We start from the raw sequence: 15,168 nt of genomic DNA on the forward strand, positions 1-15,168 counted from the left end.
AGTGCTAGGACGTAGACTCATTACCGCGTAGCCAGATGCGGATTGCGACGAGTTTGAGCGCGGTAAGATAGTTCTCAGCCAGCTTGTCGTAGCGGGTTGCGATGCGGCGGAATTGCTTCGCTTTGTTGAAGAAGCGCTCAACTAAGTTGCGGGCCTTATACAAGAAGGGGCTGAAGCAGATCGGGTCCTTGCGGTTGGCCTTGGGCGGATGTTGGCCCATGCTTTTCGCTCGCTGACCGCATTGCGCAAGGCGTCGGCATCATAGCCCTTGTCGGCGAGTAGCATGGCACCCTCCGGCAAATCCGTGATCAGGTCCGCGGCCGAGGTAATGTCACTCATCTGACCTGCCGTGAGCATCAGTTTGATCGGCATGCCTTTGGCGTCGACAAGAGCATGGATTTTGGTTGTCAGCCCGCCTCGGGAACGACCGAGACAATGATCTCGATCCCCCTTTTTTGCCGTCGCGCCCTGCTGATGGACGCGAACAATAGAGGTGTCGATCATCTGCACCTTGCCGTCATGGACTTTGGTGATAGCACGCGCCGATCATCGACACGCGGCACACCTCGTGGCCTTTTTGGGCAAAAGTGGCTTGATCACGTGCCATTCGAAGTCGGTCAGGTCATATCGGCTCATGCAGAGTCTGGAATCAGATTCCCCTGCAATAGGAAAGCCGCCAGTCGACAATCGACCTCTTAGCGGACGTATTTGATTTTCACAGGTGGTCTTGGGAGTGCCGCAGCCACGAAGTCTTGACCTCGGAATTGCAGTGCCAATGGTGTTCAGCCACCAGCACCGCAAGTCCGGATGTTCCGCAGGGTTCGTTAGTTGCGGCCGTTCTCGTCGATGGCGAGGGAACTCGACAGCTCGCGATAGGCATCGATCTGCTGCTGCAGAATGGCAATCTTCTGCTCTGCCGTGGCAATGGCGTCGGCACCGGCAAGGAAACGGTGGGGCAGCACGTCCTCAGCCGCGAGCGTGATCAGGGCGCGCGCAAGCTTGGCGGCGTCACCCCCTTGCTTGCCGTTCTGAGAACGCCAGAAGGCGATCTGCGCCGTCCGTCGCTCATGGTAGTCCTCGACGGAAGGCGCGGCATAGTTGGTCGACTCTTCCGTGAGAAGCTCGGTGCGGAAGAAGCCCGGGTTCACGATCATCGTCTCGATGCCGAACGGCACGACTTCGGTCTGCAGCGCCTCCATCCAGCCGTCGAGGCCGAACTTCGAGGCTGAATAGGCCGTGCAGAACTCGAAGCCCATCAGCCCGGCCGTCGAGGAGATCGAGATGACCCTGCCGGACCGCTGCTTGCGCATCGCTGGCAGAAAGGCCCGCGTCACGTTCATGGGACCGACGAGGCTGGTGCTGAGCTGCAGTTGCATCTGTTCGGCGGTCAGCTCTTCGAAGTACCCGGCAAAGAAGCTCGCCGCATTGTTGACCAGCACGTCGATGCGGCCAAACCGGTCAAGCGTAGCCTGGGCAGCGGCTTCGGCGTCGGCCGCGCTCGTCACGTCCAGCTTGACGACAAGGAGGTTCTCGGACTTTCCCACGGCCCTTGCGACCTTTTCCGTGTTGCGGCCGGTTGCCACCACCTTGTGGCCCGCCGCCAATGCGGCCTTGGCGATATCCAGACCGAGGCCCCGGCCTGCGCCGGTGATGAACCAAACACTCATATTGGGCTCCTGTTCTTTAGGCCGCAGCTCGGCCTCGAATTCGGACGCGATGGCCAGCGGGGGCTGACGTCCCATACTGGTATCCGTCCGCTAGCGGACTGTGTCACTGCGGAAGGCCGGCGCCTTCGGTAATGATGCGAAATCCTTCGGTCGACTTGGTAAAAAACTGCCGGGCCGCCGTGTATTCCGGCGAGTTGTAGTAGCGCTGGGCGTCAGCAAGGCTCGGGAACTCGGCGATGGCGATCACCGATCTCGAGCTTCCTTCGATGGCAATGACATTGGGATTGTAGACGATCACGCGGCCGCCATACTGGGTGACGAGCGGCGAGGCGGCTTCGATGTACTGCTGAAACACCGCCTGATCCTTAATGTCATAGCTGCCGATCATGTAGGCGCGGGGGGCGGCGCCCGTCGCTTCCTGAGCAAAGGCGGCCGGGCTCACCATCATGGTGAGGGCGGCGAGCGCGCCCACGATTACCTTCTTCATTTTGTTCTCCTTCAGTGCGCCAGTTGGACGGTAGGCATTGCGCGGAGAGTTGCTCCGGTGGACCGTCTGGCCTTGACGTCAGGAAGTTAGCTCCTTTAGCGGCATGCAATTAGATGGTATAATCTGCATGGGCTTAGAAGTGGGATTGATGAATGCGTCGCGACAGTCTGGATGACTTCCTGACCTTCATCGCCGTCGCCCGCGAGCGCAGCTTCACCAAGGCGGCCGCCAAGCTCGGCCTGTCGCAGTCGGCTCTGAGCTATTCGATCCGGACGATGGAAGAGCGCCTCGGCGTTAGGCTGCTGACCCGCACGACCCGCAGCGTCTCGCTAACCGAAGCGGGGGATCGCCTGTTTCGAAGCATCGCTCCCAAGTTAGATGAGATCGCAAGCGAGATTGCCGCCCTCAGCGCCCTGCGCGACAAGCCGGCCGGCACAGTCCGGATCACCACGGTGGAGCATGCCGGCGAGACCATCATCTGGCCCGCCATGGTCGGGCTCATGCGCGACTATCCCGACATCAGGGTCGAGATTATCCACGACTACGGCTTGGCAGACATTGCGGCCGATCGCTTCGATGCGGGTGTACGGCTTGGCGAACAGGTGGACAAGGACATGATCTCGGCGCGCGTTGGGCCAGACTTCCGCATGGCGGTTGTGGTAGCGCCTTCATACTTCGCAAGCCGCTCCCGTCCGGTCACGCCTGAAGACCTTGCCGATCATGCGTGCATACCCCTGCGACTGCCCACAGGCGGCTGTGCACCGTGGGAGTTTCGCAAGGAGGGGCGGGAGTTGAAGGTGCGCGTTCAAGGACACGCCGCGTTCAACACCCTCGCGATGATCTGTCAGGCCAGCCTTGAAGGATTCGGGCTCGCCTATCTGCCCGAGGATCTGGTGACCTACCCACTCGAACAGGGTCGCCTGGTGCGTGTTCTTGAGGACTGGTGCCCCCTTCGGCCGGGATATCACCTGTATTATCCAAGCCGGCGCCAACACTCGCCGGCTTTCGCACTCGTGCTGGAAACGCTGCGCTACCGCGACTGAGTGCGGTTGAAATAAGGGTCGTCAGACCTCGACGACCATGGCACCTATCCAAGCCGCCCAGTACAGGAAGTCCGGAGCGTCCGTTTCCCACCGATCCCAGTCTTCCCCAATTTATGAGTTCACGGCCTAGCACTACTTTGGCAGATTTTTAGCGGAGATGGTTCTGCGGCAGTGGGGACAACGGATTGGGGGCGGCTGCGCGAGCGCGGTGAGGATGGCTTGCCTGACGGCGGGTAGGCTCGGTTGGGGCGGCGGGCCGAGGATTCTTTTTTCCCCCTCCCGCTTGTTTGAGGCGGCGAGATTGCAGGAAGGCGTAGGCGATCATCGTCATCAGCGCGTGCCGGTGCAGGCCCGTCCATGAGCGCCCCTCGAAGTGGTCGAGGCCAAGTTCCTCCTTGAGCTGCTGATGCGCCTGTTCGCAGACCCAGCGCGCCTTGATGGCGCCTGCGATCTGCTTGAGCGGGGTGTCGGCGGGCAAGTTGGAGAGTAGTATTTGCGCTCGCCGGTCGAGCGGTGCTCGCCGATCACCCAGACCTCCTCGCCAGGCAGATGCTGAGCGCCCATGTCGCGGATGCGCTGGGGTGGGCCATCTGCAACCCGGACACGGACAGCGGCGAAGCGGGCCGAGAGGCGGCCTTTGGTGCCACGCCGCCAACTGACCGTCCGCCATTGGGCTTTTTCCAGCATCGCCTGCGCGGCCATCGACTTCACATCGGGGATATGCCGGCGGCGCGGGCGGCCGTGTCCGGCAACGGGGAAGATCATCGCCACGTCGGCGGCATAGACCTTCTGCTTGAACGGGATACCGACGGCCCAGGTAAGGCCGCGCTCGGTGAGCGCCTGCCGGAAGGGGGCGCTCAAGCCATATCCGGCATCGGCGAGCACGCAGCCAAAGCGTAAGCCGGCTGCGCGAGCCCGGTCGATCTCGGCCAGCGCGATTTCGGGCTTGGTCCTGTAGGCACGATGGTCCTCGGGCACACCGGCACGGTCGAGCCGGGCGGGATCGGAAGTCCAGCTCTCGGGCAGAAACAGTCGCAGCCCCACCATGACCGGCACTTCGCCAGAGGCCAGCGTCAGCGACACCAGCGTCTGGCAGTTGGCGTTCTTGCCAAGTGCCGAGGCATATTGCGGCGCGACGCCGACCGAGTGGCGCCCCTTCTTGGGGAGCGCGGTGTCGTCCACGATCAGCCACGCATCGTTCCCGCCAACTTGTCTGTCGGCCTCCGCGAGCAGCACCTTCTCCAGCGGCGCAGCATCCCACACGCCGCTCGCGATGAAGTGGTGCAGCTGGTCATAGTTGACGCCTGCGTCGCGCGCAGCCATCGGTTGGACGCTCTTGCGATCCCCAAGGCCAATCAGCCCAGCAATATAGGCCGGACACATCCGCGCACGCGTCTTGTGCCTCAACGCCGAGACGAACGGCTCAAGCCACCGCTCCAGATCGAGTTGCCAATCCCTGTTCATGGCCGGCCCCTCCAACAGCCGACCTCTCATGAATCACGCAAAACCGCTCTTGGGAATCCTCGAAACGCTCCCGGAACTAAAAATCTGCCAAAGTAGTGCTAGGGCTGCCGGCGTCATCAGAGTGGAAAGGTCGGTAGCGCCGGTCTATGTAAGACACAGTCCCCAATCACGGCAGGCAGGATCATGACCACACATTCGCGCGGCGTTTCCGCAAGCATCGACCCGGTGAAGCTCGACAGGCTGGCGGAGGTCGCCGTCAAGGTCGGGCTGCAATTGCAGCCGGGGCAGGATCTGGTGCTGACCTCGTCTATCGCCGCGCTGCCTCTGACGCGGCGGGTCGTCGAGCACGCCTACAAGGCAGGTGCGGGCCTGGTGACGCCGATCTTCAACGATGACGAGATCACGCTGGCGCGCTTCCGCTACGGCGCCGACGCCGGCTTCGACCGCGCCGCCGGCTGGCTCTTTGAAGGCATGGCAAAAGCCTTCGCCAATAATGCGGCGAGGCTTGCCGTGCGCGGCGAGGATCCGTCGCTGCTTTCTTCTCAGGACCCGGCAAAGGTGGCGCGTGCCAACAAGGCGAATTCGATGGCTTACCAGCCGGCGCTGGAGAAGATCACCGGCTTCGATATCAACTGGAACATCGTCGCCTATCCCGATCAGGCCTGGGCCAAGCAGGTTTTCCCGGACGACGCCGAAGACGTCGCCGTGGCCAAGCTAGCCGACGCCATCTTTGCGGCCTCGCGGGTGGACGTCGAAGACCCGATCGGCAACTGGACGGCGCACAATGCGGCGTTGAAGAGCCGCACCGAATGGCTGAACGGCCACAATTTCCACGCACTGCATTTCACCGGCCCCGGCACCGACCTGACCGTCGGACTGGCCGAAGGCCACGAGTGGATGGGTGGTGCCTCGACCGCCAAGAACGGCATCACCTGCAACCCCAACATCCCGACCGAAGAGGTGTTCACCACGCCGCATGCAAGGCGTGTCGAAGGCCATGTCACCAGCACCAAGCCGCTGTCCTATCAGGGCACGCTGATCGACGGCATTGCGGTTCGTTTCGAGGCGGGGCGCATTGTCGAGGCCAAGGCCACGAAGGGCGAGGATGTGCTGCAGAAGGTGCTCGACACCGATGAAGGCTCGCGCCGTCTTGGCGAGGTGGCGCTGGTGCCGCATTCCTCGCCGATCGCCAAGAGCGGGCTCTTGTTTTTCAACACGATGTTCGACGAGAACGCCGCCTGCCACATCGCGCTTGGCCAGTGCTACTCTAAGTGCTTCGTCGACGGCGCCTCGCTCAGCCAGGAGGAGATCGCGGCGCGCGGCGGCAACAAGAGCTTCATCCACATCGACTGGATGATCGGCTCGGACAAGATCGACATAGACGGCGTCCATAAGGACGACAGCCGCGTGCCGGTGATGCGCAAGGGCGAGTGGGTTTAGGCCCGGGATCTCTAAGCGAAGGCCAGCAAGCAGCGGCGCCTGCTGGCCCAGCGGAGTTGGCAATGGAGCTCGCGGTCAAGCGCATTTATGAGCAGCCGGCGCCCGATGATGGGCAGCGGGTGCTGGTGGATCGCATATGGCCGCGCGGCATCGCCAAGCAGGACGCGGCGCTGACGCTATGGCTGAAGGACATCGCGCCAACCAATGCGTTGCGCAAATGGTTCGGCCATGAGCCGGCGCGCTGGTCGGAGTTCCAGCGGCGATACCGCGATGAGCTCGACCGGAACGGCGAGGCGGTTGCGGAACTGCGCGCCTTGCTCCGTGAAGGCCGGGTGACGCTGCTCTACGGCGCGCATGACGAGAAGCACAATAACGCGGTGGCGCTGGCGAGCTACTTGCGTGAGAGCAATTAGTCACGCCAGCGGGACAGCACCCCTCTCTGTCCTGCCGGACATCTCCCCCTCAAGGGGGGAGATTGGCAGCTTCGCCGAAAGCGCCCTTCTTTGGAGACTAGCGAACGCCGAAGTGACATCCAATCACCCCACTAGAGGGGGAGATGTCCGGCAGGACAGAGGGGGCGCGACGGATCGCGGCGGGTCGGTCCTATTTCCCACTCACCGCCTGCTGATAAACATCAGGCTTGAAGCCAACGAGAACCCTGTCGCCAAGTTCCAGCACCGGTCGCTTTATCATCGTCGGTTTGGCCAGCATCAGCGCCTTGGCCTTGTTCTCGTCCAGACCCATCCTGTCCTGGTCCGACAGTTCACGGAACGTCGTGCTCGCCTTGTTGAGCAGGATTTCCCAGCCGACCTTGCCTGACCAGCCGTTCAGCCGATCCGCGTCAAGCCCGTCTGCCCTGTAGTCGTGAAAGCGATAGGCAACATCGTGGCTCGCCAGCCAGGAACGCGCCTTCTTGACCGTATCGCAATTGGTGATGCCGTACATGGTGATCGTCAAAACGCGTCCTCGGACCAGTCGAAGCTGACGGCACCCTAAAACCGCGCCTCTCACTTTTCCAGCGGCCTCGCCGGGCTCCGCGATTTTGGGGCTTGCCAATAGTAAGGACTTTCCCTAAGTGTTTTCTAAGCCAACTCTGGTCACGCGGAATGGCCGAGGCAAGGAAATGACCATGACGAGCCTGCAGACCGAAAGCCCCCCGCCGATCAACGGCATTTTCCGGGCGCTCGCCGATCCGACCCGGCGACGCGTGGTCGAGCGACTGAACCGAAGTCCCGCCTCGGTCAGCGAGCTTGCGCAGCCGTTCGAGATGGCCCTGCCATCCTTCATCGAGCATCTCCGGGTTTTGGAAGGCTGCGGGCTGGTGCATTCGGAGAAGGCAGGCCGCGTCAGGACCTACCGGCTCGCGCCGGAGCCGTTGAAGCTCGCGGAAAACTGGTTGGCCGACCAGCGGGCGCTGTGGGAGCGCCGTCTCGGCCAGTTCGACGACTACGTGCTGAAACTCAAGGAGAAAGACAGATGAATATGGCCCCGTTGTTCCAACCCGATCCGAAGCTCGACCTCGTGCTCGAACGGACGATCGAGGCGCCGCGAGAACTGCTGTGGACGGCCCTGACGAGGCCCGAGCATGTCCGCCAATGGTTCACGCCGAAGCCGTGGATCATCACCGATTGCGAGATCGACCTGCGGCCCGGCGGTCTGTTCCGCACCCGCATGCAGTCGCCCGACGGCAAGGAGGTCAACGACAGGCGTTGCTGCTACCTCGAGATTGTTCAGAACGAGCGGCTGGTGTGGACCGATGCGCTGCTGCCCGGCTACCGGCCGTCAGGCGACCCATTCATCACAGCGGTCATATCGCTGCAATCGCAGGGCGAGGCGACGCGCTACACCGCGACCGCTATCCACCGCGACGAAGCCACGCGCAACAGCCACGAGGAGATGGGCTTTTACGACGGCTGGGGCACGGTGGCGGATCAGTTGGCGGGCTACGTCAAGACGATCTGAGGGGACCCTGGCTTGGCTCACATTGCGGCCACGGAATCGTCGTGGCCGTTCAACCGCCAGCGCCCGAGCTCTTCGTACCGGCCTTGCCGGATCAGACTGCGGATGAGCACAAAGTCACGTACGGTCCAGCTGATCGGTTCGATCGCCCGTTCTCGAACCCTTTGAACCCGCAATTTGTCACGAAGCAATCTAACATGAGGTTCAAAGGAGCTCCCCACAAAGGGCTTCAGCGGGCTGTCGGCGATCAGGGCGGTAAGATTGCGCCAGAACGCTTGCAGCGGCGGGACGCCGTCGCTGCCACGCAGCACCAACGCACCGCCGCCGAAAGCCGACAACCGATCGAACGACACCTCAAACGGTTTCGCCTGGACCATCGAGGCGACGTGGCGGGCGATTTTGACCAATTCCTCCGGCAGTCCATCATAATCGCCGAGCCCAACAAGCGAGATGTGCAGGCGTTCTGCCGGAAACGCTTGCCCTCGCAATCCCGATTCTCGCCGCCAGACGGCGGCCCGGCGTGCAAGCGGCACGGCGATCGTACTTTCAAGAAGAATGGCGAAGAACAGCCGGTCATTCCAGCGCCGATCCAGCTCCTGCCAGTTGAACACGGCTTGGCCGTTTTCGGTGATCCTGAATGCGGGCAGCTCATTCATGTTCATTGCTCCTCTCAAAGCCATTCCCGCCCAGCCAAGCAGAATAGAACAAAAAGGGAACAAATCAAACGGAAATGATACGAGCGCTGGTGCTGGCAGCATCAATGCTCGCAACCACATTTCGGTCGGCCGTATGTTGATGGCTCAGGCGCCGTAGCCGATGATGCCCTTGATCTCGAGGAAATCGTGGATCGCCCGGTCGGCGTATTCGCGGCCGTTGCCTAGCTGGACAGCATAGGGCAGTTGGCGCCACGGCGCAGGCTGATATGCGCCACGTCGCCGACGCTGAATTGAAAACCCTCCGCCCGGCGCGGCGCGTCGATCACCACCTGTGTCCCCTGCCCCAGCTCTGCATGAAGGCGCAAGGTGCGGCCGTGAAAGACGATGCTGTTCACCCGCACCGGTGCAGTACCGGCCGCGGCCTCTGTCGTCGCCAAAAGGTCCTCCGGACGCACGCCGATGGTGCGCACCGTGCCCTCGCCAGGCAGTTCGCCCGTCTCCGAAACCGCTTCCAGCGGCAGGGCGCCGGCGGCGAACCGCAAGCGCTCGCCGTCACGGCCGACGAAGCGCGACTGCAGAAGGTTCATCGTGCCGATGAAGCTGGCAACGAATTTGGTGGCGGGCCGGTCGTAGAGGGTCGCCGGCGGCGCAATCTGCTCGATGCGGCCTTTGTTCATGACGACGATGCGATCAGAGATCGACAGCGCCTCGGTCTGGTCGTGCGTGACCATGACGAAAGTGGTGCCGAGGCGCGACTGCAGTCGCTTCAATTCGACCTGCATCTGTTCGCGCAGATGCGCATCGAGCGCCGACAGCGGCTCGTCGAGCAGCAGCACGCGCGGTTCGCAGACGATGGCGCGGGCAAGCGCGACGCGCTGGCGCTGGCCACCCGACAATTCGGACACGCGGGCGCCGAGCTTTTCAGCAAGGCCGACCATGTCGAGCGCTGCGCCGACGCGCTTCGCCTGTTCGGCACCGGAGAGCTTGCGCAGCGACAAGCCGAAGCCGACATTTTCGGCGACGTTCATGTGCGGGAACAGCGCGTAGTCCTGGAATACGGTATTGACCGGACGGTCGAAGGGCCTGAGCGCACTGATGTCGCGGCCTTCGAGCAGAACCTTGCCGCTCGACGGGCTTTCGAAGCCGGCGATGACCCGCAGGCTGGTGGTCTTGCCGCAGCCGGATGGTCCGAGCAGGGTCAGGAACTCGCCGCGCGAAATATCGAGATCGACGGCATCGAGCCCGACGATGCTGCCGGGGAATATCTTGGAGACCTTGTCCAGCCGGACGAGCGGATCAGGCGCCATCGCGAACCTCGGACGGTTTGGTCGTGTTGACCCACAGGATCTGGCAGCGCTCGCTGCCCGGATTGCGGAAGGCATGCAGCAAGGTGCTCTTGAAGGCGAAGCTGTCGCCGGCCTTCAGGCCGTATCTGGTCGAATCGACCACCAGCTCGACCTCGCCCGAAAGGACGAACCCGAATTCATGGCCTGCATGGGCGTAGGCTTCGGCGGTGCCGCCACCGGCCTCCACCGTCACCAGCATGCCGGTCAGCGTAGCGGCCGGCGGCGACAGCAGTGCCTTGGCAATGCCTTCCGACTTGACCGGGATCTGCCGCCGGCTGTTGGCGCGCACACAATAAAGATCGTTGCCGGCGTCGTTGCCGTCGGCGATCAGCGCGGACGGCTCGATGTCGAGGGCGGCGGCGAGCGGCCAGATCACTCGGACCCGCAATGACGACATGCCGCGCTCGATCTGGCTCAGCGCTCCGATCGAGACGCCGGCTTTGGCTGCAAGTTCGGCCAGCGAGAGATTACGCTCCAGCCTTAGCGCCCGCACGCGCCGGCCGACCCTGACGTCGGCGTCGTCCTTCGGCTTCTCAGCCGCTTCGTCCAGCATGTCCATTCGTTCGTCCTTGTTTGGTAAGGTTTCCCCTTCTCCCCTTGTGGGAGGAGGTGGATAGGCGCGAAGCGCCGAAACGGATGAGGGGTGTTGGGCGGAGTGCCGTCGGTGCCATCTGGAACACCCCTCATCCGTCGCCTTCGGCGACACCTTCTCCCCAAGGGGAGAAGGAAGAAGCAGGCTCAGCCGCCCGCCTTGACCTTCTCGAACATCTTGGCGAGTTCATCATTCTGTTTCATCGGCCCGGTGAAGATGGTGGTCTTCAGCATCACTTCCGGATCGGACGGCAGCTGCAATTTCTCCAGCTCCTCCTTCGGCACGGCAGCGAAAGCCGAGCTGGTCGAGCTGCCATAGCCGTAGGCCTGGATCAGGTATTTGCCTGAGTCCGTTTCCAGCCGGCTGTTGATGAAGTCATAGGCGAGGTCGACGTTCTTTGCATCCTTGAGCATGACGAAACCACAAGCCCAGGTAAGCATGCCTTCCTTCGGCTTCATGAACTCGACAGGCACGCCTTGCTTCTTCAGCGACGTGGCCGATGCGTTCCAGGTCATGGCGGCGACCAACTGCCCGCTCGCCAGCGCCTGTTCGACCGATGTCATGTCGGTGGTGTAGTTCGAGAGCAGCGGGCGCTGCTCGCGCAGTTTCTCCGCAACCTTGTCCATCTGTTCCGCCGTCATGTCGAATGGATTGACGCCGGCAAGAAGGGCCGCCACCACCGGAGTATCGTGGACGGCATCGATGGTCGCCATGCGCCCGGCATATTGCTTGTCCCAGAGCAGGTTCCAGCTCGCTTCCGGGTTCTTCACCAGATCGGTGCGGTAGAGAATCGAGGTGTTGCCCCAGTCCCACGGCACCATCCAGACCTTGCCGTCGCCGGCCTGCAGGTCGGGCAGGTTCTTGAAGACCGGGAAGATCGAATCCCAGTTCTTGATGCGCTTGGTGTCGATCGGCTGCAGCAGGCCTTCCTTGTTCCAGCGCGCCACCTTGTCATAGCATGGGTGCGCGACATCGGGGCGGAAGCCGGCCTTGACCTTGGTGAAGGCGTCATCGTCGTCGCCGAACATCGAGGCTTCGACACCATCGGGGTGCACGGCGAGGAAGCTCTTGTTGAAGTCGGGCAGCTCATAGCCCGACCAGGTGAAATATTGCAGCTTGTCGCCGGCAAAGGCGACAGTCGACGCAAGCGCCAGTGCGAAGGCGGCCAGTCCGGTTTTCGCTGCCTTTGTCGTTATCGATTTCAGGTCGAATGCCATTGCAGTTCTCCTCTTTCGGTTTCTTCTGGTTTTGACAGGCTGGCGGGCGCTGACCGCCGGGTGGCAGCGAGCCCGCGATGGCGCAGGATTTCGGCGAGTGCGGCGGTGACGAAGGACACGGCCAGGATCGCCGTGCCCAGCGCCATGACGGTCGGCAGCGATTTTGGGAAGCGCAGCTGGCTCCAGATATAAAGCGGCAGCGTCGGCTCGGTGCCGGCAAGGAAGAAGGCGACGATGAACTCGTCGAACGAGCTCAGGAAGGCCAGCATGAACGCCGAAATAATGGCGGGCAGGCTGAGTGGCAGCATCACCCGCCTGAAGGTCGTCCAGTCGGAGGCGCCGAGGTCGAGTGCTGCCTCACGGATGGTCTTCGGAATGACGGCGAAGCGGCTGCGCATGACCACCACCGTCGCCGGCAGCGCCACCAATATGTGGCCGAGCACAATGGCAATGCGCGACGGCCCAAAGCCGGCGAGGTTGACCAGGATGAGCAGCGATATGCCGACGATGACGCCTGGGATCAGGATCGGCAGCCGCGCTATGGCACTGATGGTGGCGGCCAGCGGCGAGCGTCCGTAGAGGTCCATATAGGACACCGTGATGCCACAGAGCGTGGCGCCGGTGGCGGCAATGGCGCCGATGACGAGGCTGTTGGCGAGCGCACCGGACAGCGCCGAATTGCCTAACAGCGTGCCGTACCATTCAAGCGTAAAGCCTTGCAGGGGAAATGCCGCCTGGACGGAATTGTTGAAGGAAAACAGCGGGATCAGCAATATCGGCAAATACAGGAACACCAGATAGGCAAGGACATAGGCACCGAGCCAGCCGCCGCCCTGCCTTGCATCGATACGCGTCCCGTTCATGTGCGGCTGCTGTATCGGCGGTCGGCGAAGCGCACCACCAGCACCACGGCGAGAATGACCAGCATGACGGCGACGGCGAGTGCGGCGCCGAACGGCCAGTCATTGGCCTTGCCGAACTCGGCCTGGATAAGCGTGCCGATCATGGTGCTGGCCGGGCCGCCGACCAGCGCCGGCGTGACGTAGTCGCCGACCGTCGGCACAAAAACGACGAGGGCCGCGGCCAGCACGCCGGGCATCGAATTTGGCAGCACGATGCGGCGGAAGCTGGTGAACGGTTTTGCGCCGAGATCGGAAGCGGCTTCGAGCAGCGATTTCGGGATGGTGTCCAGCGCCACATAGATGGGCAGGATAGCGAACGGCGCATAAGCGTGGGCGAGCGTGACAACGACTGCTGTCGGCGTATTCAAGAACGCCAATGTCGGCTCCGACCAGATGCCGCTTTCAATCAGCGCCGAGTTCAGCACGCCATTATAGGCAAGCACGATCTTCCAGGCGAAGACGCGCAGGAGATAGCTGGTCCAGAACGGCAGGGTCAGCAGGAACAGCAGCAGCCCACGCCGCCGCCCGGCATGGAAAGCCAGATAATAGGCGACGGGATAGGCGGTGACGACGGTTGCGAGCGTGACCAGGCCGGCGACGCCCAGCGAGCGCAGCGTCACCGTCCAGTACAGCGGATCGGTGGCCACAGTGACGAAATTCGCAAGCGTAAAACCGGCCCCCAGCAGCGAGCCGTCATTGCCGCGGAAGGCGAGGAAGAACACCAAGCCAAGGGCGAAAAGGATCAGCAGAAAGGTGACCAGCCCGCCGGGCAGCAGCATAGCGAAGCGGAAGCCCGGCGAAGACCGGGTTTCCGGCAGCGGCTGCGTTGCGGCAATGGTCGACATTGACTGTCCGTCGAAATTTGAAATGGACTAAGCTTTTTTCATATTGGTGAAACTGTCAAGCTGTTTCACGTTTGGGAATGAAGTCAGCGTTCGAACGCGTCCAGCATCCGGTACCAGGCGATGGTCGCGGCAACGCCGACCTGCCGAAACGCGTGAAAAGGGATCGGCCGGATCGGCGATATCGGGAACGGCAATTGCCTGGTGTCGCCGCTCGACAGATAGGAGGCGATGCGCTCGCCAAGCGCGGTCATCAGGCCGATGCCGCGGCCCTGGCAGCCGACGACCGCCAGGAGACCCTTCTCTGGCTCGTGGATATGCGGGAGATGGTCCGGCGTCATTGCCACCCTGCCGAACCACCGCTTTTCAATGGCAATGTCTGACAGCGCCGGATAAAGCCGCAGCAGAGCGCGTTCAAGATGCGCCCAGTCGGCCGGGCCGTTCGGCAAAGCCATGCGGCCGCGCCCGCCGAGCACCAGCCGGCCGTCGGCACTCTTGCGGTAATAGACGAGGATGCGGCGCGAATCCGAAACCGCCTGCCCTTCCGGCAGGATCTCCGCAGCGAGATTGGACGATAGCGGCGCTGTCGCGATCTGGAAGGAATGCAGCGGAACGATCGTCTCGGCGAGGCCGGGGAGCAGGCCGCCGGTACAGGCGTTGGTCGCCAGAACGACCACCTTGGCCTTCAGTTCGGCGCCGCTTTCCGCCGAAACGTGCCAAATGCCAGCATCCTTGCTGATCTGCATCACGTTCTGGCGTTCGGCGATCTTCACGCCCGCCGCGGCAGCGACGCGCGCCAGTTCCGACGTGTAGGCGAGCGGATCGATGACACCGGCGCGGCGATCGAGCCAGCCGCCGAGATAGCCTTGCGCGCCGGTCATCGTCGCAATCTCCGTCGCGCTCAGCAGCCGGACATCGGCGCCGCGGGCGCGCCACTGCCGATCCCGGTTTGCCGCCGCTTTTAGCGCGGTCTCGGTATGCGCCGCCTGGATCCAGCCATTACGGACGAACGGCACCGCCAGTCCTTCGTCGCGGATCAATTCGAAGACGGTGTCAGCGGTCGAGGCGGCAAAGTTGACGAGCGCTTCGCCGCGCTCCGGACCAAAATGCTCCAGCAGCCAGTCCGGATCGTATTTCAGGCCGGGAATGACCTGACCGCCGTTCAGGCCGGATGCGCCATTGCCGATTTCGCCGGCGTCCACCACCTGGACGGCAAGACCGAGCCGGGCGGCGTGCAAGGCCGTCGACAGCCCCATGATGCCGCCGCCGACGATGACGACATCGACGCGTCGGCCGGCTGGAAAAAGCGACTGGAACGCGGTTGCTGTCCGCGGCTTTTGCCAGATTGGATCGGAAAACCGTAAGCGCAAGCGTCACCTGGAGATTTCAGTAAGTGAAAACCCTAGCGACGGTTTCATTATTTTGAAAGAGCGTTTTCCATGGCCATTGGCGCACGTCAGGCTCGATCAAGGTCCAGCGATGCGAAGACCGCTGGAAAGAATTGACAAAGCTCACCCTGGAAGCGGGATAGACGTTTGGCGGGAATTTGTTGA

Annotated in this window: 15 protein-coding genes and 2 pseudogenes; 5 read left to right on the plus strand and 12 right to left on the minus strand. The window is 62.7% G+C overall.

All coding sequences use genetic code 11. The features are described 5' to 3' along the window. Positions 1 to 4: 4 nt before the first annotated feature. From NKI50_RS05615 to NKI50_RS05625, 3 genes and pseudogenes are all read right to left on the minus strand, one after another. Positions 5 to 636, minus strand: a pseudogene (locus NKI50_RS05615) (IS5 family transposase). Between the two features lie 188 nt (positions 637 to 824). Beyond that, positions 825 to 1,667, minus strand: coding sequence for an SDR family oxidoreductase (locus NKI50_RS05620; protein WP_352715716.1), 843 nt, complete (start codon positions 1,665 to 1,667; stop codon positions 825 to 827). Between the two features lie 103 nt (positions 1,668 to 1,770). Then, positions 1,771 to 2,154, minus strand: coding sequence for a DUF1330 domain-containing protein (locus tag NKI50_RS05625; RefSeq protein WP_352715719.1), 384 nt, complete (start codon positions 2,152 to 2,154; stop codon positions 1,771 to 1,773). Positions 2,155 to 2,306: 152 nt separating this feature from the next. Here NKI50_RS05625 and NKI50_RS05630 point away from each other — a divergent pair, with 152 nt between their 5' ends. Next, on the plus strand, positions 2,307 to 3,197 hold the full coding sequence (locus tag NKI50_RS05630; RefSeq protein WP_352715722.1) for a LysR family transcriptional regulator: 891 nt from the start codon (positions 2,307 to 2,309) through the stop codon (positions 3,195 to 3,197). A gap of 148 nt (positions 3,198 to 3,345) precedes the next feature. Here NKI50_RS05630 and NKI50_RS05635 read toward each other — a convergent pair. Then, positions 3,346 to 4,698: pseudogene (locus NKI50_RS05635) on the minus strand (IS701 family transposase). Between the two features lie 146 nt (positions 4,699 to 4,844). Between NKI50_RS05635 and NKI50_RS05640 the strand changes: the two are divergent. After that, on the plus strand, positions 4,845 to 6,101 hold the full coding sequence (locus NKI50_RS05640) for an aminopeptidase (protein ID WP_352715725.1): 1,257 nt from the start codon (positions 4,845 to 4,847) through the stop codon (positions 6,099 to 6,101). 56 nt (positions 6,102 to 6,157) lie between these two features. Then, positions 6,158 to 6,514: a DUF488 domain-containing protein gene (locus NKI50_RS05645; RefSeq protein ID WP_352715729.1), complete on the plus strand. Its 357-nt coding sequence runs from the start codon at positions 6,158 to 6,160 to the stop codon at positions 6,512 to 6,514. Between the two features lie 190 nt (positions 6,515 to 6,704). On the opposite strand, the gene NKI50_RS05650 is transcribed toward NKI50_RS05645, so the two are convergent. Further along, positions 6,705 to 7,058, minus strand: coding sequence for an ArsC family reductase (locus NKI50_RS05650; protein ID WP_352715732.1), 354 nt, complete (start codon positions 7,056 to 7,058; stop codon positions 6,705 to 6,707). A 172-nt stretch (positions 7,059 to 7,230) separates the two neighbouring features. Here NKI50_RS05650 and NKI50_RS05655 point away from each other — a divergent pair, with 172 nt between their 5' ends. Together NKI50_RS05655 and NKI50_RS05660 are read left to right on the plus strand one after the other, a co-directional pair. Continuing rightward, a complete protein-coding gene (locus tag NKI50_RS05655) occupies positions 7,231 to 7,581 on the plus strand; it encodes an ArsR/SmtB family transcription factor (RefSeq protein WP_352715735.1) in 351 nt (116 codons plus the stop codon). 2 nt (positions 7,582 to 7,583) lie between these two features. Beyond that, a complete protein-coding gene (locus NKI50_RS05660; RefSeq protein ID WP_352716023.1) occupies positions 7,584 to 8,063 on the plus strand; it encodes an SRPBCC family protein in 480 nt (159 codons plus the stop codon). Positions 8,064 to 8,080: 17 nt separating this feature from the next. Here NKI50_RS05660 and NKI50_RS05665 read toward each other — a convergent pair whose 3' ends face one another. The 7 genes from NKI50_RS05665 to NKI50_RS05695 all read right to left on the minus strand — a co-directional run bounded on the left by NKI50_RS05665 (position 8,081) and on the right by NKI50_RS05695 (position 14,985). Next, complete coding sequence (locus NKI50_RS05665) at positions 8,081 to 8,716, minus strand: 2'-5' RNA ligase family protein (RefSeq protein WP_352715739.1); 636 nt, start codon at positions 8,714 to 8,716, stop codon at positions 8,081 to 8,083. A gap of 221 nt (positions 8,717 to 8,937) precedes the next feature. Then, positions 8,938 to 10,023, minus strand: coding sequence for an ABC transporter ATP-binding protein (locus NKI50_RS05670; RefSeq protein ID WP_352548690.1), 1,086 nt, complete (start codon positions 10,021 to 10,023; stop codon positions 8,938 to 8,940). Beyond that, entirely contained in the window at positions 10,013 to 10,621 is a 609-nt protein-coding gene (locus tag NKI50_RS05675; protein ID WP_352548691.1) for a cupin domain-containing protein, read from the minus strand. Before NKI50_RS05675 ends, NKI50_RS05670 begins: the two co-directional genes overlap by 11 nt. 179 nt (positions 10,622 to 10,800) lie before the next feature. Next, positions 10,801 to 11,871: an ABC transporter substrate-binding protein gene (locus NKI50_RS05680; RefSeq protein ID WP_352715743.1), complete on the minus strand. Its 1,071-nt coding sequence runs from the start codon at positions 11,869 to 11,871 to the stop codon at positions 10,801 to 10,803. Continuing rightward, the gene (locus tag NKI50_RS05685) at positions 11,856 to 12,734 is read right to left on the minus strand and encodes an ABC transporter permease (RefSeq protein ID WP_352548695.1); all 879 of its coding nucleotides are present in this window, start codon (positions 12,732 to 12,734) and stop codon (positions 11,856 to 11,858) included. The genes NKI50_RS05680 and NKI50_RS05685 overlap by 16 nt, the downstream gene beginning before the upstream one ends. After that, positions 12,731 to 13,618 carry an ABC transporter permease gene (locus NKI50_RS05690; RefSeq protein ID WP_352715747.1) on the minus strand — a complete coding sequence of 296 codons (888 nt, stop codon included), beginning with the start codon at positions 13,616 to 13,618 and terminating at the stop codon, positions 12,731 to 12,733. Before NKI50_RS05690 ends, NKI50_RS05685 begins: the two co-directional genes overlap by 4 nt. Before the next feature lie 83 nt (positions 13,619 to 13,701). Further along, complete coding sequence (locus tag NKI50_RS05695; RefSeq protein ID WP_352715750.1) at positions 13,702 to 14,985, minus strand: NAD(P)/FAD-dependent oxidoreductase; 1,284 nt, start codon at positions 14,983 to 14,985, stop codon at positions 13,702 to 13,704. Between the last annotated feature and the right edge of the window lie 183 nt (positions 14,986 to 15,168).

The organism is Mesorhizobium sp. M0563, assembly GCF_040321065.1.
In the GTDB taxonomy this organism is placed as follows: Bacteria; Pseudomonadota; Alphaproteobacteria; order Rhizobiales; family Rhizobiaceae; genus Mesorhizobium.